Source organism: Streptomyces scopuliridis (assembly GCF_042790125.1).
Classification (GTDB): Bacteria; Actinomycetota; Actinomycetes; order Streptomycetales; family Streptomycetaceae; genus Streptomyces; species Streptomyces scopuliridis_A.
In genome coordinates, this window is the sequence record NZ_JBHTZS010000012.1 from 230,417 (window position 1) to 252,509 (window position 22,093).

Genomic DNA, 22,093 nt, shown 5'->3' on the forward strand with positions numbered 1-22,093 from the left:
GTCCCGTACGCGGGCCGTACGCGAGAACGCCCGGCCGGGATCTCTTCCGGCCGGGCGTTCTCGCGTGTTGTGCGTGTGGTGCGCGCTCAGCTGGTGTACGCCTCCAGTTCGGAGAGCTGCGCGGCCGGCCAGCCGGTGTTGCCCGTGACCGTCAGCCGCAGATAGCGCGTCGGGGTCCCGTCCAGAGCGACCGTCGCGGTGTTGCCGCTCGCCGGGTTGAAGGTGTAGCCCGCCGACGCCTTGAGCGTGCTGTACGAGGAGTTGTCGGTGCTCCCCGACACACTGAGCGTCTGGGTGCGGGTCGTCCACGCCGACAGCGGAGGCAGCTTCAGCACGACCCGCTTGACCGCCTTCGGCGCGCCGAGGTCCACGGTGATGGTCTGGGGGAACGCGTTGTTGGTGCTCTCCCAGTAGGTATGGGGGTTGCCGTCGACCGCGTTGGCCGCGCCGTACACATCGGCGTGGCCGGACTCGGTGACCGGGCGGCCCTGCGCGAGATTGCCCGGATCCGCCGGCGGGTCCGTGGGCGGATCGGTGGGCGGGTCGGTGGGACCGCCGGGCACACCGCCGTTGGTCCACACCGGATCGGGCCATGTCCCGGTGCACGCGGGCGGGTTGGCGTACCAGCCCGAGTTCCCGGCGCCCTGGGTGATCTGGAAACCGCTGCCCACACAGTTGTGGATCGGATTGGACTGCGCGACATGGGTGGCGGTCACATTGGTGAAGGAGGCCGTGCCCGGAGCCTGGATCTGGAGCGCGTACGTACCGGCGCCGTCGATCCGGATGTTGTTGAAGCGCAGCCCGTTCGTCGCGCCCTCGATCAGATGGATCGCGGCGTAGGAGCTGTCCAGGACCTCGCTGTCGGTGATGTTGATGGTGGCGTTGATCGGTTCGTTGAGACCGCTGAACCAGATCGCGCCGACGCCGAAGCGCCAGTTGTAGTCGTTGTTCCCGGCCCGGATCAGGGTGTTGCGCGCGGCGGTGGTGGTTCCGGAGACCGCCGTGCCCTGACCGGAGTTGACGCCGGGGTAGCGGTTGGCGATATGCAGTCCGCCGCCGTTGGTGATGGTGTCCGACATGACGTTGTCGGAGATGGTGATGTCCCTGCCGCCGTACGTGACGATGTTGTTCGCCAGGATCGGCAGGATCACGGTGTTGAACGTGAACTTGTTCTTCACGTTCGGGACGTTCTCGGCCCACATGGCCAGCCCGTCGTCACCGGTGTTGCGCACAAAGGTGTTGGTGACCGTCGAGTTGGTGACACCTATGTGGAAGTTGACGCCGTCCGCGGTCTGGTCGAGGATGCGGCTGTTCTTGATGGTGAAGTTGTCCATCGGGCCGTCCATCCAGGCACCGCACTTGGTGTGCTGCATCCAGACGTTGTCGACGACCGAGTTGGACATGGCGCCACCGATGGCGTTGACCTGGTCGTTGTCCACGCGCTCACGGATGTCGCCCATGATGGCGAAGTCCCTGAGGGTGACATTGCTGCTGCCGCCCGCGTTGGCGTACTTGCCGTAGACGCCGACGGCCTTGCTGCGGTCGGACGGATCACGTCCGGTCAGCACGCTGTACCAGGGTCCCGCGCCGCGCAGGGTCACCTTGTCGACGATGATGTGGTCGCGCACCTGGAAGGTGCCCTGCGGAATGTAGACCTCCTTGCCCTGTGTGCGGCCCGCGTCGACCGCCGCCTGGATCCTGGCCGTCGAGTCGGCGGCGCCGCTCGGGTCCGCGCCGAAGTCGCTGACCACGTCGAGGGCGCCCGCGGGCCTGCCGATCGGCGCGGCCACCTGCTCGAAGTCGGCGAGGTCGATGGTGAAGGAGGGCGACGCGGCGGTCGAGGAGACCTGGAGCCGGACCTTCGTACCGGCCGCGAGCGTCGACCCGAACATGGTGCGGGTCTCGTCGTAGAAGTGGTGCGGGTTGGTGTCACCCGGGTTGTTGTTGAACGGGTAACCGCCGTAGTACCAACCGTACTTGGAGGTCACCGGCACACTCTTGAGGGAGCTGCCGTTGACCCGTAGATCGATGGTCGCGTCCCGGCCGGTGCCCGCCGCGTTGTCGGGCAGCGAGTAGCGGAACGACATGGCGTTCGCCGGGGCGGTGAGGGTGAACTCCACATACTCGCCGACCGCGTCGAGCGTCACGGCCTGCCGGCCGGAGGCTTCCGAAGGCAGCGTGCCATAGAGGCGGTTGGGGCCGATCAGGGAGCCGTTGGTGGCGGCGTACTCGGCTTCCTGCTCCTTGAACGGCACCGTGGCGCCGCGGCCGGGGACATCGAGGGGGGAGGGGGCGGGCACCGCCGCCGCCTGGGCGACGGGCGCGGTGGAGAGCACCACCGCCGCGGCCGTCCCGGCCACGGCGAGTGCGAGGGATACGGAGGCGGAGATGCCGCGCCGGAGCAGACGGCCTCGTGGGGGTCCGGTGGGGAGTGTCACAGACATACGTCCTTGCGGCTCGTGGGGACTCTGCGGACGCGAAAAGGTTAGAAGTTGCCTTACAAGAAGTCTATGAATCTGCGCAAATTTCGAAGGCTGACGCAAAAATCCTCGACTCGTGGGGGAGTTGAGGGTGCGGGCGCGGTGGTGCGGGGCCGGCTTCCGGTCCGCCCGCATCAGGGGTCCCGCGCACACCTCTTGTAGCGCGTACGCGGTCGGCCCTACGATGCCCGTACGGGATATGAAACGTTTCAATCAAGGGGAGCCGCGATGGGCATGGGCTGGACACGCCGAGGTCTTCTGCACACCTCCGTGGCGGGCGCCGGGGTGGGGATCGCGGGGCTCGCCGCCGCCTCCCCCGCCGCGGGCGCGCCGTCCGGCGGCTCGTCGGGAACGGGCGGACGGCGGGGCCGGCTGCGGGTCGCCACCGCCACGGTGGAGTACACCGAGCGGCTCCTCGGCACCGATGTCGCGGCCCCGCTGCTGTCCTGGGAGCTCAGCGGTGAGAAGGACGCCCGGGGCGCCCGCCAGAGCGCCTATCAGATCCGGGCCGCGACCGATCCGCGCGCGCTCGCGGCCGGCCGCGAACTCCTCTGGGACACCGGCCGCGTGGCCTCCGACCGCAGCGTCGCCGTGCCCTACGCCGGCCCCGCGCTGCCGCCCCGTACCCGCTGCCACTGGCAGGTCCGTGTCTGGGACGGCGACGGACACGCCTCCCCGTGGAGCACGGCCGGCTGGTGGGAGACCGCGCTCGGCGCCGAGCCGTGGCAGGCGCGCTGGATAGGCGCCGACCGGGCGCCGGAACCGCCCGGCTTCGACGGCGCGTCCTGGATCTGGACCGAGGGAGCGACCACCGGCAACGCCCCCGTCGGTGCCCGGTGGTTCCGCGGCGGACTCGAACTGCCGCCCGGCGCGAGAGGCGGAGACATCGCGCGGGCCACCCTCCTCGCCACGGCCGACGATGACTTCACCCTGCACCTCAACGGCCGTCAGACGCTCCACGCGCCCGAGCAGGTGGACGGCTGGCGCACCGGACGCGCGGCCGATGTCACCGAGGCCGTACGGTCCGCCACCGACGGCCGGATCGTCCTCGCCGCCCTCGCGGCCAACCGCGGCGGTGTCTCCGTCAACCCGGCGGGCCTGCTCGTACGGCTGCTCGTCGAAACCGCCCAGGGCGCCGGTCATGAGCTGGTCACCGGTGCCGGCTGGCGCGCCGCCGACACCGGACAGCAGGGCTGGGAGCGGCCGGACTTCGACGACAGCGGCTGGGCCGCGGCGGCCGTACTCGCCCCCTACGGCCAGGGCCCCTGGGGCAGCGGTGTCTCCATCGCCGCGCCCGAGGCGCCCGCGCCCCTGCTGCGCCGCGAGTTCACCGTAGCCAAACCGGTCAGCCGCGCCCGGCTCTACATCAGCGGACTCGCCTACTACACCGCCGAGTTGAACGGCGAACGGGTCGGCAGTCAGGTGCTCGACCCGGCCTTCACCGACTACGACGAGACCGTGATGTACGCAGTCCACGATGTGACCTCGCTGCTGCGGCGCGGCGACAACGCCATCGGTGTGACCCTGGGCCGTGGCTTCTACGGCATGACCACCCCCAACGTCTGGAACTGGCACCGGCCGCCCTGGCACGGCGAACCCCGGCTGCTGTGCCGGCTGGAGGCCGAGCACCCCGACGGCTCCCGCACCACCGTCGTCTCCGACACCGACTGGCGGCTCACCGAAGGCCCCACGCTCACCAACTCCCTCTACGCGGGCGAGACATACGATGCCCGGCTGGCCCCCAAGGGCTGGACCATGCCCGGTTTCGACGACAGCTCCTGGCGCTCCCCGAACCCCCAGACCGCGCCCAAGGGCGTCCTGCGCGCCCAGCCGCACGACCCCATCGAGATCATCGAGACCCTCACCCCCACGGCGATCACCGAGCTGCGCCCCGGGGTGTATGTCGTCGACATGGGCCGTACGACGGCGGGCTGGACCCGGCTGACCGTCCGGGCCCCGGCCGGGACCGTCGTCCAGCTTGTGCACGGCGAGAAGCTCAAGGCGGACGGCAGCGTCCACGCCGAGACCGGGCATGTGCCGGGACGGTTCCAGCGCGACGAGTACATCTGCGCGGGCGGCGCCGGCACCGACGGCAGTGGGAGCGACGGTGACGGAACCGACGGCAGTGGAACCCACGGCAGTGGGACCGACGGCGGCGCGGCCGAGGTCTGGGAGCCGTCGTTCTCGTACAAGGGCTTCCGCTATGTCCAGGTCAGCGGCTTGCCCAGCCGCCCGCGCCCCGCCGATGTGCAGGGCCGGGTCGTCCATACGAAGGTGGCCGAGGTCAGCTCCTTCGACTGCTCGGAGCCGTTCTACGAGCAGCTCGACCGGGCGATGCGCCGCACGCTCCTCAACAATCTGCACGGCATCCCGACCGACACCCCCATGTACGAGAAGAACGGCTGGACGGGCGACGCGCAGCTCGGCGCGCCCGTCATGGCGTACGCCTTCGGAGTCCACCGCTTCCTGACGAAGTGGCTCGGCGATCTGGCGGACAGTCAGAATCCGGACGGCCAGCTGCCGGTGATCGTGCCCAGCGGCGGCTGGGGCTACGGCGATCTCGGACCCTCCCCGGAGTGGACGACCGTATACCCGTTCCTGATACGGGAGATGTACCGGATCTACGGCGACGACCGGGTGGCGCGCGCCCACTGGTCCACCCTGACCACCTATCTGGACTGGGAGTTGGACCGGCTGGAGGGCGGCCTCGCCATCACCGCCCTCGGTGACTATCTGCCGCCGGGGTACGGCGGCAACCCGCCCGAGGACACCCGCCTCACGGCCACGGCGTATCTGCACCGCGCGCTGACGCAGACGGCCGAGCTGGGCGAACTGCTGGGCCACGGCGAGATCGCGGACCGCTGCCGTACGGCCGCCGCCGGGCTGAAGGACGCCTTCAACGCCACCTTCCTCGACCCCGTGTCCGGCCACTACCGGACCGCGAAGGACCCCGGCTACCGCCAGACCTCCAACGCCCTGCCGCTCGCCTTCGGTCTGGTCCCGGGCGGCGCCCGCGCGTCGGTGCTCGACAGCCTCGTCGCCGACATCAAGGCCCGCGGCGACCACCTCAACACCGGGGCGCTGGGCACGAGCGTGCTCCTGCGTGTCCTGTGCGCGCACGGCCGCCCCGAGGTCGCGCACGCCATCGCCACCCAGCGGACCTACCCGAGCTGGGGCTACTGGTTCGACAACGGCGCCGACACCATGTGGGAGATGTGGCCCGTCGACTCACGCTCGCGCGACCACTACTTCCAGGGCACGGTCGTGCAGTGGCTCTACGAGAATGTGGCCGGACTGCGCCCCGGGGACGCGGGCTACCGCACCTTCACCGTACGGCCCGACGGCCGGACCGGAGTGACCTGGGCGCGCACCTCGATCCGTACGGTACGGGGCACGGCCTCGGTGGCCTGGTCCGCGATAGGCCGTGATCTCCGGCTCTCGGTACGGGTGCCGGTCGGCGCGACGGCCGAGATCCATGTGCCGGCCGAGCGGCCCGAGCTGGTGAAGGCGCCGGACGGAGCGGAGTACGCGCGTACGGAACCGGGCTTCGTGGTGTACCGGGCGGGGCAGGGCGCCTGGGACTTCGTGGGGCGGAGCTGACGGGGAAGTGCCGAAGTGCCCTTGAACGTTTCAGAACGGCCGGGTGTCATGATCCGGCCGGGTGTCGCGGTCCGGCCGGACCGGTGGGGCTCAGGGCCCGTTCCGCGGAGATCCGCCGGACGGGCCCCGGTCCCGGCGCAGCAGATACGTGTCCATGATCCAGCCCTTGCGGGCGCGTGCCTCGGAGCGCAACTCACCGATCCTGTCCGCCACTTCGGAGAGCCGGCCGGAGACCAGGATCTCGTCGTCCGTGCCCACACAGGCGCCCCAGTGGATGACCGGATCGGCCGCCAGGTGGTGCCGGAAGGACTCGTGCGCGTCCAGCATCACCACGACATCGTCCACGCCGTCCGGCCAGCCCTCGGCGAGCCGGCGGCCGGTGGTGATCTGTACGGGGCGGCCCACGCGGGTGAGTCCGACGCGATGCCTGGCCGCCAGCGCGGAGACGCTGCTGATGCCCGGGATCACCTCGTACGCGAACCGGACCGAGCCGCGCGCCAGGATCTCTTCCAGGACGGAGAGCGTCGAGTCGTACAGGGAGGGATCGCCCCAGACGAGGAACGCCCCGGTCCTGTCCCGGCCGGGACCCTCCGGCCCGTCGGGGCCCTCCGTCGCGTCAGGATCCTCGGTTCCGTCAGGACCCTCGCCGTCGCTCAGCTCATCGATGATCGCGCGCTCGCAGAGGGCGGCGCGCCGGCTCCGCCAGTCGTCGACGGTCCCGGGATAGCCGGCGCTGTCGGCCGCGCGCTCCCGCTCCGGGTCGCGGATCTCGACCAGCCGATAGTGACGGCCGCCCGCGGACTCGCCGGCATGGCGGCGCAGGATCTCGCGCCGGAGCCCGGTCAGATCCGGCCTCTCGGCGCCCTTGTCGAGCAGGAAGAAGACATCCACGCGCCGGAGCGCCTTCACCGCCTGCACGGTCAGCTGATCGGGGTCGCCCGCGCCGATACCGATGACATAGATCTTTCGCACCCCGCCGAGTCTGCCCCATGCCCATGCCCATGCCCATGCCCCGCTGCCCCAGCCGCCGCCCCCGCCCCCGCGCTCGCCCCGAAGCCCCGTCGCCGTACGGAGGAAGGTCATATCCATCGGATGTCTGATGATCCATCACCCTCTTCGAAGGGCTTCCGCGCACCCTCGCGCCCGACATATGCTCCGCCCATGCGCGCCGCCCTGTTCGTCACCTGTGTCAACGACGCCGTCTATCCGGCCACCGGTATCGCGACCGTACGGCTCCTCGAACGTCTGGGCGTCGACGTCGGCTTTCCCGAGGCGCAGACCTGCTGCGGCCAGCCCCAGTTCAACACGGGCTACCGGCGGGAGACCGAGCCGCTGGTACGGCGGATGACCCGGGCCTTCGAGGGTTACGACTATGTGGTGACCCCGTCCGGGTCCTGCGCGGCCATGGTCCGCCACCACTACCCCAGGATCGGCGACGAGGCGGCGGCCTCGCTCGCCGCCCGGACGTACGAGCTGACCGAGTTCCTCGTCGACCTGGTGGGCGTGACGGACGTGGGGGCGTACTTCCCGCACACCGTCACCTACCACCCCTCCTGCCACGGTCTGCGGATGCTGGGCCTGGGGGAGCGGCCGCGGAAGCTGCTGGATTCGGTACGGGGACTGGAGCTGCGGGAGCTGCCCGGCGCGGAGGAGTGCTGTGGCTTCGGCGGCACCTTCGCCGTGAAGAACTCCGATGTTTCGGCCGCGATGGGCCACGACAAGGTGACCAACGCGGTCTCCACCGGAGCCGAGGTGCTCTGCGGCGCGGACAATTCCTGTCTGATGCATCTCGGCGGAATCGTGAGCCGCGAGGATGCCCCGCTGCGTCCCGTACATCTCGCGGAGATCCTGGCGTCGACGGAAGAGGAGCCCTGGACATGAGCGGTACGTATCTGGGCATGCCGGCGTTTCCGGTGGCGGCGAAGGAGGCGGTCGGCAACGAGACGCTGCGCGGCAATCTCCGGCACGCCACCCACACCATCCGCGACAAGCGGGCCAAGGCCGTGGCGGAGCTGGACGACTGGGCGCTGCTGCGGGAGGCGGGCAAGCGGATCAAGGACCATACGCTGCGCCATCTGGACCGCTATCTGGTGCGGCTGGAGGAGTCGGTCACGGCGGCGGGCGGAGTGGTGCACTGGGCGGCCGACGCCGACGAGGCGAACCGCATCGTCGCGGAGCTGGTGAAGGCCACCGGCGAGACCGAGGTCGTCAAGGTCAAGTCGATGGCCACCCAGGAGATCGGGCTCAACGAGGCGCTGGAGGCCGAGGGGATCTCCGCGTACGAGACCGACCTCGCCGAGCTGATCGTCCAGCTCGGCCACGACCGGCCCTCCCATATCCTCGTCCCGGCGATCCACCGCAACCGGGGAGAGATCCGGGACATCTTCCGTGACCGGATGGGCGCCTGGGGCCGGCCGGCGCCCGACGGCCTCTCCGACACCCCCGGCGAACTCGCCGAGGCGGCGCGGCTGCATCTGCGGGAGAAGTTCCTGCGCGCCAAGGTCGGTATTTCGGGGGCGAACTTCATGGTCGCCGAGACCGGCACGCTCGTGGTCTTCGAATCCGAGGGCAACGGACGGATGTGTCTGACGCTTCCCGAAACGCTGATCTCCGTGGTGGGCATCGAGAAGGTGGTGCCGAGCTGGCGGGATCTGGAGGTCTTCCTCCAGACGCTGCCGCGCTCCTCGACGGCGGAGCGGATGAATCCGTACACCAGCATGTGGACCGGCACCCATGACGCGGACGGCCCGAGCACCTTCCATCTGGTGCTGCTGGACAACGGCCGTACGGACACGCTGGCGGACGAGGTCGGCCGGCAGGCGCTGCGCTGTATCCGCTGCTCGGCCTGTCTGAATGTCTGCCCGGTGTACGAGCGGGCCGGCGGGCACGCCTACGGATCGGTCTACCCGGGCCCGATCGGGGCGATCCTCAGCCCTCAACTGCGCGGCACCCGGAGCGAGATCGACGCGTCACTGCCGTACGCCTCCTCGCTCTGCGGGGCCTGCTACGACGTGTGTCCGGTCGCCATCGACATCCCCGAGGTACTGGTCCATCTCCGCGAGCGGGTGGCGGACCAGGGCGGCAAGGGGCACCGGCTGGAGAAGGCCGCGATGAAGGCGGCGGGGTGGGTCTTCGACCATCCGCGGGTGTGGGCGGCGGGGGAGCGGGCCGCGGCGAAGACGCGCCGGCTGCATCCCTCGAAGCTCCCGGGGGCGGGGGCGTGGACCGACGCGCGCGATCTGCCCGAGCTGCCACCGGAGTCGTTCCGCGACTGGTGGAAGAAGCACCACAACGACCGTAAGGACACAGGGACATGAGCACCGGCGCGGACGCGGCTTCGGGCACCGGCAAGGGCGTCGGTACGGGCGGCCGTACGGGCGTCGGTGCGGGCGTCGGTACGGGCGGCGGATCCCGGGAGCGGATCCTCGCCCGGATCCGTGCCGCTGTCGCGGACGCCCCCGACGCCCCGGAAGCGGCGCGCGACTACCTGGAGACGCACACCCCCGACGAGCGCGTCATCGACCTGCTCGCCGAGAACCTCGCCGACTACCGCGCGCTCGTCCACCGGACCGACAGCGAAGGGCTTCCCGCGCTCATCGCGCGCCTCCTGGCGGAACGCGGCGCCCGTACCGTCCTCGTCCCCCCGCTGCTCCCGGAGTTCTGGCTCTCCGCGCTTTCCTCGGTGGGCACCGATCTGATCAGGATCGAGGACGATCCCACCGCGACAGCCCGGGAACTCGACGTCGTGGACAGTGTGATCACCGGCTGCGCCCTGGCCATCGCGGAGACCGGCACACTCGTTCTCGACGCGGCCCCCGACCAGGGACGGCGCCGTATCACACTCGTCCCCGACCATCACATCTGTGTCGTACGCACCGCTGACCAGGTGGTCGCTTCCGTACCGCAGGCCATGCCGCTGCTCGACCCCACCCGTCCGCTGACCTGGATCTCCGGTCCGTCCGCCACCAGCGACATCGAACTCGACCGGGTGGAGGGCGTACACGGTCCGCGCACGCTCGAAGTCATCCTGCTCACGGACTGAGCGGCACCAGCCGAGGAGCCTCGCGGGCCGCGTCCACCTCTTCCCCGCCGGCCACCCGCTCCGCCAACTCCCGGGCCCAGCCGGTCAGTCCGGCCACATCGACACCGTACGGGTCCGGGTACGCGGCGATCGCCTCCGCGCCCCGCAGCAGCAGCCGCGCCCCACCGGTCGCGTTCCCCCGGGCGGCGTGCGTCAGCCCGACCGCCAGCTGAGCCATCCCCTTCCACAACCCCCGCTCCGCGTCGGGCCCCGACTTCCAGGCATCCTCGAACACCTCGTGCGCATGGAACGGCATCCCCGCGTCGAGCAGCCGCTGCGCCTCCTGAAGCGTCTCCCCGGACGTACGGACCACCCCCTCGGGCTGCCGCTCCACCCCCGCAGCCCCATACGCCAACGGCCGCCCCAGCCCATCCCGCGGCCGAGCACTCCGTGCCCGCCCCTCGTCGTCACGATCCCGCCGGTTCTCCTTCATACCCCGATTGTCGCGCGGACGGGGAGCGTCCTTCGTGCCACCCGGAGTGAGGTAATGTTCTCTTGCGTGGCCAACCGGGGGATTCTCCCCACTGAGGCCGCGCATCGGGACGTGGCGCAGCTTGGTAGCGCACTTGACTGGGGGTCAAGGGGTCGCAGGTTCAAATCCTGTCGTCCCGACAGTGATGTCGGATATTTTCCCAGCTCAGGGGCCATCCTCGGATGGCCCCTGAAGCGTTTTCCGGGAGTGCTTTGGGAGCGAGTGGGAGCACGGGCCGCTCCCACCCGCTCCCAAGCCGCCGGAAGCTGGGAGCGACGTCAATCTACGGTTGACCGTGGGTCGCCCGATGGTGTCGCTCCCGGTGGAGATGTCTGCCGTTCGGCGATGCTGTGCTGGTCAAGTGCTCGGCTTGTCGACCCCTTGTCCGAGCTTTCGTCAAGGGGTCGTGCTCCCGCCCGACCCCTTGACTGTTTCCGGTGACCCCTTGACCACGAGTGCTCCCCGTCTCGGCGCACACTCCCTCCAGATCTTGAACGCGCCGGGTGGGATGTGGGCAGGTGGCGGGTGGTGCTGGTAGGGGAGTGGGGCGTCGTATGGGTTGACTTGGCCAGCGGGAGGTCGCCGTATGTGGCCGTAGGGTGCTCCTCGCAGCCATTCCGGACGCGCATTTTCGGCCCCGTCCTCGGCGGCGTCACGGCTAGGGCGTGTATCGAAAGTGGATCTTGAGCGGTGAATGATCGTGGTTCATGGTGCGGGGAGATCTCACGGATGAGCAGTGGGCGGTGCTGGAGCCGTTGTTGCCAAAGGGGAGGAGGTTGGGTCGTCCGCCTGTCTGGCCTCGGCGGCGGCTGATCGACGGTATACGGTTCCGGGTCCGGACGGGAGTTCCGTGGCGGGACGTGCCCGTGGAGTACGGGCCGTGGGGCCGGATCTACGACCTGTTCCGACGATGGCAGCGGACGGCATCTGGCACCGGATCCTTACCCGGCTCCAGTCCCTGGGCGACGCGAAGGGTGCCATCGTGCGGGACCTGAGTGTCGACTCCACGGTGTGCCGCGCCCATCAGCACGCGGCTGGGGCTCGGAAGCAGGGTTGCCTGCAGGAGGAGCCACCGGGCGGTGTCTTTGCCGAGCCCGGTGATCACGGGCTGGGACGCTCACGCGGGCGGGTTCACCACCAAGCTGCACCTGGCCGTCGAGCAGGGCTGCGGGGCCGGGCACTACGCGGCCGAACTTCTGGCGGGTGGTGCCGAGGTAGTCGGAATCGACGGCAGTGCAACTCTGCTGAGTCACGCGCGGGTGCGATTGGGTGACCGGGCCGAACTGCGCATGACGGCGCGGAGAAGCCGCTGGACTTCCTCGACGACGCGTCGTTCGACGGAGTCGTGTGTGCATTGATGCTCCACCACATCGCCGACCGGCCGCGTCTCCTCGGCGACCTACCACGCGTCCTACGTCCCGGAGGATGGCTGCTGGTCTCGACGACCCACCCGACGGCTGGCTGGCGGAAGTTCGGTGGTTCGTACTACGCCGAGGACTGGGTTGACCTCCCGCTCGCTGGATTCATGCTTGAAAGACTCATCGAGCCTCGCCCAACGCCCGGCCTGCGAGAACTCGACGAAACGGCCTACAACAAGCTCCACCAGACTCCGTGCTTCCTTGCTGTCAGGCTTCTGCGGCCCTGACACCACGCAACCCCTGCCTCCCGGCGAACGCGCACAGTCACTGCTCTGTCTCCCAAGCGCCAGAACTGGCGACACTTGAATACGCGAGTCCACCAGTACCGAGACCGATGTTCGCCGACTCGAACCCGGCGTCGCCCTTGAAGATCGCCGACACGAACCCGGCGTCGCCCCTGAAAGTCGCTGACCCGAACCAGGCGTTGCCCAGGCGGGGGCGTCTGGTGGTGGGGTCGCGGAGGGCGTCGAGAAGGGAGAAGGGGCATGTGGTCGGGTAGGGGATGCTCCGTTGATGAGGGGGATGGGAAGTGTGCCGGGTGGGCAACGAACCCGCGCTGCACTGCGCGATTACAGTAGGAGTTCGAGCCGCGACCGTTCGCACTGCTACCTGCTACCTGCTACCAGCTACGAGCACAGCGGTCATCCCTGGTGGCTCAGGTCTGCTGAATTCCGCTGTCGTTGATGTCAGGTGTGGATGTCATCCGTCCATCAGATCCGGGTAGAGGCAGAGTTCCAATGGGGCGGTCGGACGGTCGACTCCATCAGACGTGTTGGTTGGAGCAGCCCCAGACCATACGGCAGGTTCGGCGGTCGTTCCTCCTCTGGGAGCTGCTCGAGTCGCACCTGCCGCCGGGAGTGTTCGGAGCGATCCCTGACCTGCAGCTACTTCAATGTGGTGATGTGGCGGTTTCCCGTAGTTACCGTTGTTCGCACATCTACCGGTAGCTCCGGATCGGCCCATATGATCGCGCCATGGCGATGACGGGCTGACGACGGCGGAGAACTATCGCCGCTTCGCCGAGCACGAGGCGGCGGGACGATCCCCCGCCTACGAAACGCCGGCCCTCGCGGTGGCGTCCGACCCGGATGTGCTCGGTTTCCTGAGCACGCTGCCCGTCGACAAGCGCCAGCCGAACCTGCTGTTCGCCGCGGGCCCGCCACATGCTGCGCACGGCGCCCGACGCGGACGCGCTGCAGGAGCTGGCCACCACGCAAGCCGGGGGGCTGCGGGCGATGATGCTGTCACGGCGGACCCAGACCAACGAACCGGGCCGCTGCGCAACGCTCCTGCCCGCGCTGGCTGCGCTCGATGGGCCGCTCGCCCTGATCGAGGTCGGCGCGAGCGCGGGCCTGTGCCTGCACGTCGACCGGTATTCCTACGACTACGGCCACACACACCTGACCGGCCGTGACCCACAGGCGCCGACACTCCGGTGACGGGCGGAGGGACCGCACCCGGAACTGCGGATGCCCGAGGTGGCATGGGCGGCTGACAGCGGTGCCGTCCAGGTCTTCGCGCGAACGGATCGTGAGGTAGTGAAGCCCACTCATCCGGCCTGAACGGGCAGAACACATCCCGGCGAGCGGAACGTGAGTGGGCAACACCACCTCACGTTCCGTCTTTGGACGGAAACGCCATCGCGTCGAGCTTCTGCAGCACGTCGGTGAGGGCGTCCATGGCGGCGCTCATGCCATCGAGCGACTGCTGAAAGCGCAGGCTGCGTTCCGCGTTCGTCGCGAACTTCGCGTCCTCACCCATGGCCATCGCGTCCTGGCAGGTCCGGCTGTCGCTCTGGAGCCGGCGCAGCGCATCTGACCAGGGCTGCTGCAATTCCTTGAAGGGGACGGGAAAGTACTTCCGCGCCTGTGCGGCCCGCCCGCCGAGAGTGCCGCAGAGGCGACTGAACTTCGTTTCGTCCAGCCGGATTTTCCCGTTGGTGTCCGGTTTCTGTTCGGCGGCCTCGGTGAGGGCGTCGCCGAGTGCGGTGAAGGCGTCGCCCATGCCTCCGATCCGGTCGAGGCCGCCCTTGCCGAGCCATGCCGCCGCCTGCCATTCCCGTACCTTCGCGACCCGCGCCGTCTGCGGGGTGTCGAAGAGCTCGGCGAATCTCTGGTTCTCCACGGCGGAGCGCTGCGCCGAGTCGGCGTCGTCCGCGTGGGTCAGGACGGTGAGCAGGCAGGCGGGTACGCCCAGGACGAGGATGGTGCTCCGTCTCAGCACCGCGGGCCAGGGACGGATCTCCGGCGATGCCTGTGCCGAGGGCTGGGAGGGGGAGGCCGTCGGCCGGTGCCTGTGGGCGATTCGGCCCACCGCCGCGCCGGCCAACGCCGCGCAGGCCGAGAGGAAAACGATGGCGGTCAGCGACTGCGCGGCCGTCAGCTCCGCCAAGATCCGGCCGTTCTCCGGCAGCCAGTGGCAGCGGTCGCCGAGTTTGTTGAGTGGGCCGAGGCAACCGTCGGCAGCGGCCAGCGCGAAAACTGCCGCGTACGCCATGAACTGAACCACCTGTGCGGCAAGGAGAGCACGCAGCAACCAGTGCCTGCGGGACACTCCGGCCACGACGGAGGCCGTGACCAGGCAGGCCCCCGTGAGGGCCGCGATCTGCCACCACATGTGGACGTACTGGAAAGCTCCCGCGCGCTGATCAAAGGTGACCGGCCGCCGCGCCCGCAAGGCGTAGGCCGCCGCGGCGAGTCCGGCCCAGCACACCAGCCCGCCCGCGAGACCGGCCATCAGCGTCCTGCGCAGGCGAAGGCCGGTACCGCGCACCCGGACGTGCAGCAGCAGCGGGACGAGCGACATCAGGAGGGCCGCGGCAGCCAGCAGCACCTCCTTGTTCAGCATCATCAGGACCGGTGAGACAGCGCTGATGACTGACAGATCGCGCGGATACAGCCCCCACGGCCCCGGGAACTCCTCCTTGATCAGGGCGGTGAGCGCTCCGTCGTGAACGGCGACGCCCATCGCCAGCGCACGGCCCGAGCTCTGCCACCAGTGCAGCCCGCCCCACAGCAGGGCCAGCGTCACCAGGAAATTCAGCAGGACCGTCGCGATGCGTAGCAGCCTCCCGGGTAGGACGAGTGTCAGTCGGCAGAACTGTGCCGTCCAGACCGCCGGTACGACCGCGGTGACCACCAATGCCAACAAGTACACCGGCTGCGCGATCACCCATTCGGTGCCGCTGTTCCCGCCGCCGACGAAGGTGCCGACGACCAGACCCGCCCCGAGCCACAGCCCGGCGCGAACCCCGGTGTCCGTGCGCCGTCCGGCCGACTGGGCGGCTGAGGCAACCGAGCGCCTCAGGACGAGGAAGAGCACCGGAGCCACCAGCAACGCGGTCAAAAACGCACCGCCGGTGCCCCCGGACAGGCCGGGCACCACAAGAACCTCATGGACGAGAAGAGATGCCCCCACACCGGTGAGCAGCATCTCCAGGGCGCTCACCCTGGCCATCCGCCCAGGATCGTCCAGCACGCGCCTGCGCTCGGCCCACTGCGGATGGGTACGCAGCAACGCGATGACGCGGCGCAGCGGGGTGGCGGCAGTACCGGGCGGGTCGGGATGGTCCCAGCCTCCGAGACGGGCGCCCCATGCGACCGCCTGTATGTCGGCGTGGAGTTCGCGGCGGCGCAACAGGTCCGCACGGGCCAGGTGCACGAGCGCCACCAGCAGGAGACCGGACAGCAGGGAGTAGGTGATGATGGAGACCGCCCCGGGCCAGAACGGCGATGTGTCTCTGCCCAGCAGGCCGTTGGTCAGGAGTCGCCCCTGCTGAAAGAGGTAGGGCAGCAGCGCGAGTACGACGAAGACGCGCCACAGCGCGGTACTGCCGTAGGCGAAGTCCACGTCCCGGTTGCGGATATGGGCGAGTTCGTGGAGGACGACGGTGCGGAAGCCGTCGGGATCGGTGCCACGTCGGGCGACCAGTCCCGCGTGCAGGCATACGGTGTACCGTCCGGCGCTTCCGTACACCACGGCACCGGCAGTCGTCCGGGTCGGATCCACTCGGAAGCGCACACCGGGGGCGGTTCCGCTGAGCTCCCGCAGCTGGGCGAGTTCGTCCTGGAGACTCGTGTCGCCGCTCACCGTCCCGACCGGCACGGTGCGGTTCTTCCGGTCACGCCAGCGCGGCAGCCACGCGTAGACGACGGCCGCGGCGGCGAGCAGGAAGAACGTCGCGACCAGGCCCTTCACATTGCCCACCGTCGGCACACCGGACATACACGTTTCCAGTGCCGTGGCATGGCGGAAGCCTAGGACCAGGTTGTCGAGATTTCCCCCGCTGGGGTCGACTCCGGCGGCCAGGAGACAGCCCAGGACATCGCCCGGGGTGTCATCGGGACGGGGCGCCAGGACTGTGTCCAGCATCGTGATGCTCGACACGGCGACAAGGACCATCAGTAACACGAATCGGAGCCCCGTGTCGGTGACACCTGACCGCGGTCGCCAGGGCATCGCGTACCGCACCGGCCCGCCTAGGACGAGGCGGGTGAGGTGGGCGCGACGGGGGGTTCCCGAGGCGCGGAGACCTCGCCCGGCCCCGGCGGTTCCGTCGCCAGCCGGGCTATCACACCGTCCGCCAGCGCCTCGGCCTCTTCGCTGCTCATCCCCCGCTCCACCGCACGCTCCAGGACACGCTCCCGTACGCGGGCCAACTGGGCGTGGTCCAACGCCGGGAGCTCCACAGGGGGTTCGCCCGGCCCGAGGCGCAGGCTCCTGCGCACCCGTCTGCGCCACCGCTCCATCAGGCTGTCGGTGGCGGCGTCGAGCCCCCGGCGGGCGACTTGGTCAAGGACCAGCCAGACAACTGGGGTGACGAGCGCGGCCGCCTCGGCGAACCCGAACCCGAGCGGCTCCCTGCGCCGCCCTTGTCCACCGAGCACCCGGACCGCCCGCTCGTCATCGAATCGCAGCAGTCCTTCGACGAGGGGCAGTTCGTGCACCGCGTGCTCGGCCACCACCGCTTGGACGACGTCCCGGACTCTTTTCACCCTCAACTTCCCCCGCCTGCAAAGCTTTTGGGTACCCTCCACCCCATACGGTCAGTATGCAACGCTGCGCCTCCCGCAACCAGAACGCCGCGCTGTTCGACGGGGTCGATCCGCGCCGGGGCCACAAGTCGACGCTCGCGATCACCGCCCGTGGTGGAGGAGCAGCAACCGGACGTCGTCCTGATGGACATCCGGATGCCCGGCCGTGACGGCCTCAGCACGACCCGGGAACTCCTCACCCGGCCGACGCCGCCCCGGGTGCTCATGCTGACCACGTTCGACTCCGACGATCTGGTGCTCGGCGCGCTGCGCGCCGGAGTCCTCGGATTCGTCCTGAAGGACACTCCGCCGGCGCGGATTCTCGACGCGGTGCGGACCGTCGCGGACGGTCTTGGCAACCCGGAGATCGCGGAGCGGCTGCACATCGGCATCGCGACCGTCAAGGCGCATACAGGAAACCTGTTCGCCAAGCTGACGGTCGAAAACCGGGTACAGATCGCACTTCTGGTTCGCGACGCAGAGGAATGACCGGCCACCCAGCACCCGGACGCCCCCACGTCTTTCCATCCGTTCACCTTGGATGATGCCGTACGGATGCACGGGGCGGGTGACGCGAAGGCGGCGGCAGAACCCGCCGACCGGACCGGCGCCGCGCCCTTGCCGACGCCCCGACAGGCGGTTCGCGGGTCGGTCCGTACCGCGCCATGCCGAGTCGCGTGGCGGCAGCCGCCGTGTGATCCGGTCGAACAGCTCCTTCAGCGGTTCGCCGACGTCCCGGCCGAACTCCGGGAGTCCGTAGGTGACTTGGGGCGGTGCTGTCGGCTGGACCTCGTGACCGGGGCCACCAGGAACGTGGGGCGGCCGCTGACGCGGGCGCTGGTCGAGGCGGGGCAGCAGGGGGGCCGCCGGATCGTCCTGCTGTCCTCGCAGGGCGTGGCGACCAGGCCGTTCGGCCCGACACGGATCGCGTTGCGTGCGGTGGAGGACGCCCTGCGGGAGTCCGGTGCGGAGTGGGCCGTCCTACGGCCGGGCGGCTTCGCCCCCAACACCCTGTGGTGGGCCGAGTCCATTCGCGCGCGGCGGGTCGTCGCAGCGCCCTTCGGTGACGTCGGGGTGCCGGTCATCGACCCGGCGGACATCGCCGAGGTCGCGTCGGCCTGCCTGTTGGACGACCGGCACGCCGGCACCGTGCAGCTGAGGCGCGGGGACCAATCGGCTACGCCGGCGCAGCGGAGCTGCCCCTGCGGCCGCCGACCAGTGCGGCGAAGCCGTCGAGATGGCGTTCCAGTCCGTACTCGAACAGGACGTCCAAGTCGGGTGCCGTGTCGTCGGAGATGGTTGCCAGGAGGGGAAATCTTCCGCCGGCGAGGAGCTCCCGGCGGTGGGACCGCTGAGTTTCGGACCAGCGATTCAATGTCATGCCGGTGTTCCTCTCGGCCTGGGCCTCGTCGGCCTTGGACAGCCCGATGGTTACGACGAGCGCATGCAGGGTGAGCGCTTCTTGAAGTCGGACGTCCATGGGGAGATCGAGTCCGTCGAGGGCCCGCAGCGTCCATTCCGTGTGGGCCATCATGTTGGGGACCAGGACGGGGCGAGTGAACGAGACGACGTGAGGCAGCCACAGGTGCCGCCGACACAGCCGCCATTGCTGACGGGCGACGAGTTCGAGTTTGGCACGCCACCCCTTCGGACCCTCTTCAGGCAGACTGAGATCGCCGAACACGAGGTCGGCCATCTGCATCAGCAGTTCCTCCTTGCCCGTGACATAGCGATACAGGGACATCGGCCCGAGGTCGAGCTTGGCCGCGAGCCTGCGCATCGTCAGCGCCTGAAGCCCATCGGCATCGGCAAGTTCGATGGCGGACCTGAGGATGCGCAGTCGTAGCAACTCCTGGTCGGGCGTCTCGGCTCCCCGTGCGGTCGGAGTGGCGCCGTGAGCCGAGGGTGCCCGTTGACGGCCGGCCTGTGGGCTGACCACCGTGCCGGAACCGACGTTCGCCTCGACGAGTCCCTCGTCACGCAGGGTGGCTGTCACCTTGGTCGCGGTCGCGATCGCGACACCCCACCGCTGCGCGATGGCCCGGATGGATGGCACTCGGTCACCGGGACGGAGATCACCGCTGACGATCCGGGAGCGGATCTCCGCGGCAATCACGCGGTAGGGCGGTTCGGTGTACTGCGCTGACGGCACGTGATCCTCCGTTGACTTGGGCCCGCATCCAGGATGTCAGAGCATATTGAACTAGTTCACTTGGTCACCGCACTAGTTCACTATGAGCTATCAGTTCTCTTTTTTCAGGAGGCTAGGCCCAATACGTTGTACGCAGAGTTGGTGCGTGGAACAGCGTATTGAAGGTCGGAGGAGATGGACGTATGGAGAATCGGGACATCCTCGTGTCAGGGGGTGGCATCGCCGGGACGGCCCTGGCGTACTGGCTGGCCCAGTACGGGTTCCGGCCGACCGTGGTGGAACGTGCCCCTGCCCCTCGCACGGGTGGCCACGCGGTCGACATCCGCGGCACCGCGCGACAGGTGATCGAACGCATGGGTCTCGTCACGCAGGTCCGACGCGCTCGGATCGGTGCCCGCGGCATGGCCTTCATCAATGAGAAGGGCAAGCCGGTGGCGAGGCTGGGCACCGACGTATTCGGGCCGTCCGGCGGACCTGTTGCCGAGTGGGCGCTCCTTCGCACCGACTTGGCCCGGATCCTCTACGACACCATCCGCGATGACGTCGAGTATGTCTTCGGCAATGCGATCACCAACGTGCAGCAGGACGAGGACGGCGTCACTGTCGCGCTCGAGAAGGGCCAGTCCAGACGGTTCGATCTGCTCGTGGGAGCGGATGGAGTGCATTCCGCCGTGCGTCGGCTGACGTTCGGCCCTGAGGACCGCTACCTACGTGACCTCGACTCCTTCATCGCTCTCTTCTCCCTCGCCACGGATGTCGATCTTGACGGCTGGCAGTTGATGTACACCATGCCCGGTAGCGCCGACCGGCCCGGCAGAACAGCGGGCCTGCGCCCGTTGGGCGAACCGGGCAGGGCGCTCGCGGGGTTCTTCTTCCGCGCCCCCGGGATCGAGTTCGACCGGCGTGACGTTGCCGCGCAGAAGCGAATCGTCGCTCGCCATTTCAAGGACGCCGGGTGGGAAGTTCCGGGTTTCTTGTCGAAGATCTGGGACGCGCCCGACTTCTACTTCGACCGGGTTGAGCAAGTGCACGTCGACACCTGGTCGATCGACCGCACCGTGCTGGTCGGGGACTCCGCTTTCTGCGCTTCTCCCATGTCCGGCATCGGCACCAGCCTCGCCCTGGTCGGCGCCTACGTCCTTGCCGGCGAACTCTTCAAAGCCGGGGGCGATCACCGTGTGGCCCACGCCGCGTACGAATCGGGGATGCGCGAGTTCGTCGACCGCGCCCAGGAATTCGCCCGCGCATCCGGCGACGGTGGCCTGATGCCTGACTCGCACGCGCGGATGTGGCTGCGGAACCAGTCGGTGCGGGCCCTGCCGTACCTGCCCAGACGCATTGTCGGTCGGGGTCTGGAGAAGGTGGCCGACACCGTCGTGCTCGACAGCTACATCGACCTCGCACATCCCCGAACAAACAAGCCGTAGGAGAAAACACCATGCACGTCAGCACCTTTCTGTGGCTCGACGGCCAGGCTGAAGCAGTCGCGACCTACTACACGATGCTGTTCGCCGATTCCGAGATCGGTGACATCCGGCGGGACCCGGACGGTCGCGTCACCACCGTCGACTTCACCCTGGGCAGACAGCGATACGTCGCCTTCAACGGCGGACCGCACCATCCCTTCACTCGCGCCATCTCCATGTACGCGGAGTGCGATACCCAGCCGGCGCTGGACGCCCTCTGGGCGAGCCTCACCGATGGCGGCGAGGAAGGGCCGGGCGGCTCGCTGATCGATCGTTTCGGAGTGACCTGGCAGGTCTTGCCCACGAACCTGCGGGAACTCCTCCGCAGCGCCGACCCAGCGACCGCTGAACGCCTCCTCACCGCCCTGCACGCCATGACCAAGATTGACATCCAAGGCTTGATCGACGCACATGACCGGGCATGAAACCGTACGGAAAGCGCAAACAATGAATCCCAGCCCTTCCCGGCCCGGCCGGTCCAACCAGGGCCCTCCCAGCCCCAAAGCGGCCGACTGCATGCCGCGTGGACCCTGGGACTGCTGACGACGTGGTGCGCGGAACTGACATACACCGCCGTAGCCGTCACGATCACGTGGCCGCTCCTCACTGTCGCTGGTGGTGTACGGCGTCGGCGTGCTGGTCATCCGCGAGGCGGTTGTCCGTGTCGGCGCCGGATGGCCCAGCCTGGCAGTGGTGTGGTCATGCGGTGTTGTGCTCGGCCTGCTCAGTGGTCTTGCTGGTGTTCGGGCATCAGGGCGAGAAGGCTCTCCGGGATGGTGTCGCCGAAGGTCCGCCGCATGAGGTGCCTTTCTTGGGGACCAGTTGGGGACCACACGGTGTGCGCGGTAGCGCACGACAGGGCCTTCCACACACACCGTGCACCCGGATTAGGTCTGTTATGTGTGGATAATCCAGGTGACCCGCACTCCTGGGGGTCAAGGGGTCGCAGGTTCAAATCCTGTCGTCCCGACAGTGATGTCGGATATTTTCGCAGCTCAGGGGCCATCTTCGGATGGCCCCTGACGCGCTCTCCGGGAGTGCTTTGGGAGCGAGTGGGAGCAGGGGCCGCTCCCACTCGCTCCCAAGCCGCCGGAAGCTGGGAGTGACGTCAATCTGTGGCTGACCGCGGGTCGCCCGATAGTGTCGCTCCCGGTGAAGATCTCTGCCGATCGGAGCCGCTGCGCCGGTTAAGTGCTCGCCCGTTCGAGCCCTTGTCTGAATTCTTGTCAAGGGGTCGTGCTCCCGTCCGCCCCCTTGACTGTTTCCGGTGACCCCTTGACCAGGAGTGCTCCCCGTCTCGGTGCGCACTCCCTCCAGATCTTGAACGCGCCGGGTGGGATGTGGGCAGGTGGCGGGCGGTGCTGGTGGGGGAGAGAGGCGTCGTATGAGTG

At 69.1% G+C, this 22,093-nt stretch carries 16 protein-coding genes, 1 tRNA gene and 4 pseudogenes; 14 read left to right on the top strand and 7 right to left on the bottom strand.

Going from position 1 to position 22,093, the window contains the following annotated elements; all coding sequences use genetic code 11:
* Nucleotides 1–86: 86 nt before the first annotated feature.
* A complete protein-coding gene (locus tag ACFRKB_RS20725; RefSeq protein ID WP_383107605.1) occupies nt 87–2,444 on the bottom strand; it encodes a discoidin domain-containing protein in 2,358 nt (785 codons plus the stop codon).
* Nucleotides 2,445–2,714: 270 nt separating this feature from the next.
* Between ACFRKB_RS20725 and ACFRKB_RS20730 the strand changes: the two genes are divergently transcribed.
* The gene (locus ACFRKB_RS20730; RefSeq protein WP_383107606.1) at nt 2,715–6,080 is read left to right on the top strand and encodes a family 78 glycoside hydrolase catalytic domain; all 3,366 of its coding nucleotides are present in this window, start codon (nt 2,715–2,717) and stop codon (nt 6,078–6,080) included.
* A gap of 90 nt (nt 6,081–6,170) precedes the next feature.
* On the opposite strand, the gene cobF is transcribed toward ACFRKB_RS20730, so the two are convergent.
* Nucleotides 6,171–7,052, bottom strand: coding sequence for a precorrin-6A synthase (deacetylating) (cobF, locus tag ACFRKB_RS20735; RefSeq protein WP_383107646.1), 882 nt, complete (start codon nt 7,050–7,052; stop codon nt 6,171–6,173).
* Nucleotides 7,053–7,241: 189 nt separating this feature from the next.
* On the opposite strand from cobF, the gene ACFRKB_RS20740 reads away from it, so the two are divergent.
* Genes ACFRKB_RS20740 through ACFRKB_RS20750 form a run of 3 tightly spaced genes read left to right on the top strand, consistent with a single transcriptional unit; the run spans nt 7,242 to nt 10,122 of the window.
* Entirely contained in the window at nt 7,242–7,961 is a 720-nt protein-coding gene (locus tag ACFRKB_RS20740; protein WP_383107608.1) for a (Fe-S)-binding protein, read from the top strand.
* The gene (locus ACFRKB_RS20745) at nt 7,958–9,397 is read left to right on the top strand and encodes a LutB/LldF family L-lactate oxidation iron-sulfur protein (RefSeq protein WP_383107609.1); all 1,440 of its coding nucleotides are present in this window, start codon (nt 7,958–7,960) and stop codon (nt 9,395–9,397) included. Before ACFRKB_RS20740 ends, ACFRKB_RS20745 begins: the two co-directional genes overlap by 4 nt.
* Nucleotides 9,394–10,122 (top strand): LutC/YkgG family protein, encoded by a 729-nt coding sequence (locus tag ACFRKB_RS20750; protein WP_383107611.1) that lies wholly within the window; start codon nt 9,394–9,396, stop codon nt 10,120–10,122. The genes ACFRKB_RS20745 and ACFRKB_RS20750 overlap by 4 nt, the downstream gene beginning before the upstream one ends.
* On the opposite strand, the gene ACFRKB_RS20755 is transcribed toward ACFRKB_RS20750, so the two are convergent.
* Entirely contained in the window at nt 10,112–10,594 is a 483-nt protein-coding gene (locus ACFRKB_RS20755; protein WP_383107613.1) for a DUF309 domain-containing protein, read from the bottom strand. The genes ACFRKB_RS20750 and ACFRKB_RS20755 overlap by 11 nt on opposite strands.
* Before the next feature lie 105 nt (nt 10,595–10,699).
* On the opposite strand from ACFRKB_RS20755, the gene ACFRKB_RS20760 reads away from it, so the two are divergent.
* The 6 genes and pseudogenes from ACFRKB_RS20760 to ACFRKB_RS20785 all read left to right on the top strand — a co-directional run bounded on the left by ACFRKB_RS20760 (nt 10,700) and on the right by ACFRKB_RS20785 (nt 13,490).
* Nucleotides 10,700–10,773: transfer RNA gene (locus ACFRKB_RS20760), tRNA-Pro, on the top strand.
* 567 nt (nt 10,774–11,340) lie between these two features.
* A pseudogene (locus ACFRKB_RS38945) lies at nt 11,341–11,799 on the top strand (IS5 family transposase); the annotation flags it as partial.
* The gene (locus tag ACFRKB_RS20770; protein WP_463291744.1) at nt 11,782–11,991 is read left to right on the top strand and encodes a methyltransferase domain-containing protein; all 210 of its coding nucleotides are present in this window, start codon (nt 11,782–11,784) and stop codon (nt 11,989–11,991) included. The pseudogene ACFRKB_RS38945 and the gene ACFRKB_RS20770, both read left to right, overlap by 18 nt.
* Nucleotides 11,991–12,278, top strand: coding sequence for a class I SAM-dependent methyltransferase (locus ACFRKB_RS20775; protein ID WP_383107617.1), 288 nt, complete (start codon nt 11,991–11,993; stop codon nt 12,276–12,278). The genes ACFRKB_RS20770 and ACFRKB_RS20775 overlap by 1 nt, the downstream gene beginning before the upstream one ends.
* A 761-nt stretch (nt 12,279–13,039) precedes the next feature.
* A pseudogene (locus ACFRKB_RS20780) lies at nt 13,040–13,195 on the top strand (DUF2332 family protein); the annotation flags it as partial.
* A 19-nt stretch (nt 13,196–13,214) separates the two neighbouring features.
* Nucleotides 13,215–13,490: a DUF2332 family protein gene (locus ACFRKB_RS20785; RefSeq protein WP_383107618.1), complete on the top strand. Its 276-nt coding sequence runs from the start codon at nt 13,215–13,217 to the stop codon at nt 13,488–13,490.
* A 172-nt stretch (nt 13,491–13,662) separates the two neighbouring features.
* On the opposite strand, the gene ACFRKB_RS20790 is transcribed toward ACFRKB_RS20785, so the two are convergent.
* Together ACFRKB_RS20790 and ACFRKB_RS20795 are read right to left on the bottom strand one after the other, a co-directional pair.
* Nucleotides 13,663–16,437, bottom strand: coding sequence for a M48 family metalloprotease (locus ACFRKB_RS20790; RefSeq protein ID WP_383107619.1), 2,775 nt, complete (start codon nt 16,435–16,437; stop codon nt 13,663–13,665).
* Nucleotides 16,438–16,529: 92 nt separating this feature from the next.
* Nucleotides 16,530–17,045 (bottom strand): hypothetical protein, encoded by a 516-nt coding sequence (locus ACFRKB_RS20795; protein WP_383107621.1) that lies wholly within the window; start codon nt 17,043–17,045, stop codon nt 16,530–16,532.
* Between the two features lie 108 nt (nt 17,046–17,153).
* Here ACFRKB_RS20795 and ACFRKB_RS20800 point away from each other — a divergent pair, with 108 nt between their 5' ends.
* Nucleotides 17,154–17,573: a response regulator gene (locus ACFRKB_RS20800; protein WP_383107647.1), complete on the top strand. Its 420-nt coding sequence runs from the start codon at nt 17,154–17,156 to the stop codon at nt 17,571–17,573.
* Nucleotides 17,574–17,759: 186 nt separating this feature from the next.
* On the opposite strand, the pseudogene ACFRKB_RS20805 reads toward ACFRKB_RS20800, so the two are convergent.
* Nucleotides 17,760–17,876: pseudogene (locus ACFRKB_RS20805) on the bottom strand (winged helix-turn-helix transcriptional regulator); the annotation flags it as partial.
* On the opposite strand from ACFRKB_RS20805, the pseudogene ACFRKB_RS20810 reads away from it, so the two are divergent.
* Nucleotides 17,868–18,281, top strand: a pseudogene (locus tag ACFRKB_RS20810) (SDR family oxidoreductase); the annotation flags it as partial. The pseudogenes ACFRKB_RS20805 and ACFRKB_RS20810 sit on opposite strands and share 9 nt — an antisense overlap.
* On the opposite strand, the gene ACFRKB_RS20815 reads toward ACFRKB_RS20810, so the two are convergent.
* Nucleotides 18,262–19,236: a TetR/AcrR family transcriptional regulator C-terminal domain-containing protein gene (locus ACFRKB_RS20815; RefSeq protein ID WP_383107623.1), complete on the bottom strand. Its 975-nt coding sequence runs from the start codon at nt 19,234–19,236 to the stop codon at nt 18,262–18,264. The pseudogene ACFRKB_RS20810 and the gene ACFRKB_RS20815 sit on opposite strands and share 20 nt — an antisense overlap.
* A 182-nt stretch (nt 19,237–19,418) precedes the next feature.
* Here ACFRKB_RS20815 and ACFRKB_RS20820 point away from each other — a divergent pair, with 182 nt between their 5' ends.
* Both ACFRKB_RS20820 and ACFRKB_RS20825 read left to right on the top strand, forming a co-directional pair.
* A complete protein-coding gene (locus ACFRKB_RS20820; RefSeq protein WP_365971823.1) occupies nt 19,419–20,663 on the top strand; it encodes an FAD-dependent monooxygenase in 1,245 nt (414 codons plus the stop codon).
* Between the two features lie 11 nt (nt 20,664–20,674).
* Complete coding sequence (locus ACFRKB_RS20825) at nt 20,675–21,127, top strand: VOC family protein (RefSeq protein ID WP_383107624.1); 453 nt, start codon at nt 20,675–20,677, stop codon at nt 21,125–21,127.
* Nucleotides 21,128–22,093: the final 966 nt, after the last annotated feature.

Bases quoted from the DNA above. Each gene is read 5' to 3' on its own strand.
- ACFRKB_RS20725 (WP_383107605.1), bottom strand. From the start codon at position 2,444: ATGTCTGTGACACTCCCCACCGGACCCCCACGAGGCCGTCTGCTCCGG.
- ACFRKB_RS20775 (WP_383107617.1), top strand. From the start codon at position 11,991: ATGCTCCACCACATCGCCGACCGGCCGCGTCTCCTCGGCGACCTACCA.
- ACFRKB_RS20740 (WP_383107608.1), top strand. From the start codon at position 7,242: ATGCGCGCCGCCCTGTTCGTCACCTGTGTCAACGACGCCGTCTATCCG.
- ACFRKB_RS20820 (WP_365971823.1), top strand. From the start codon at position 19,419: ATGGAGAATCGGGACATCCTCGTGTCAGGGGGTGGCATCGCCGGGACG.
- ACFRKB_RS20745 (WP_383107609.1), top strand. From the start codon at position 7,958: ATGAGCGGTACGTATCTGGGCATGCCGGCGTTTCCGGTGGCGGCGAAG.
- ACFRKB_RS20750 (WP_383107611.1), top strand. From the start codon at position 9,394: ATGAGCACCGGCGCGGACGCGGCTTCGGGCACCGGCAAGGGCGTCGGT.
- ACFRKB_RS20755 (WP_383107613.1), bottom strand. From the start codon at position 10,594: ATGAAGGAGAACCGGCGGGATCGTGACGACGAGGGGCGGGCACGGAGT.
- ACFRKB_RS20825 (WP_383107624.1), top strand. From the start codon at position 20,675: ATGCACGTCAGCACCTTTCTGTGGCTCGACGGCCAGGCTGAAGCAGTC.
- ACFRKB_RS20785 (WP_383107618.1), top strand. From the start codon at position 13,215: ATGCTGCGCACGGCGCCCGACGCGGACGCGCTGCAGGAGCTGGCCACC.
- ACFRKB_RS20730 (WP_383107606.1), top strand. From the start codon at position 2,715: ATGGGCTGGACACGCCGAGGTCTTCTGCACACCTCCGTGGCGGGCGCC.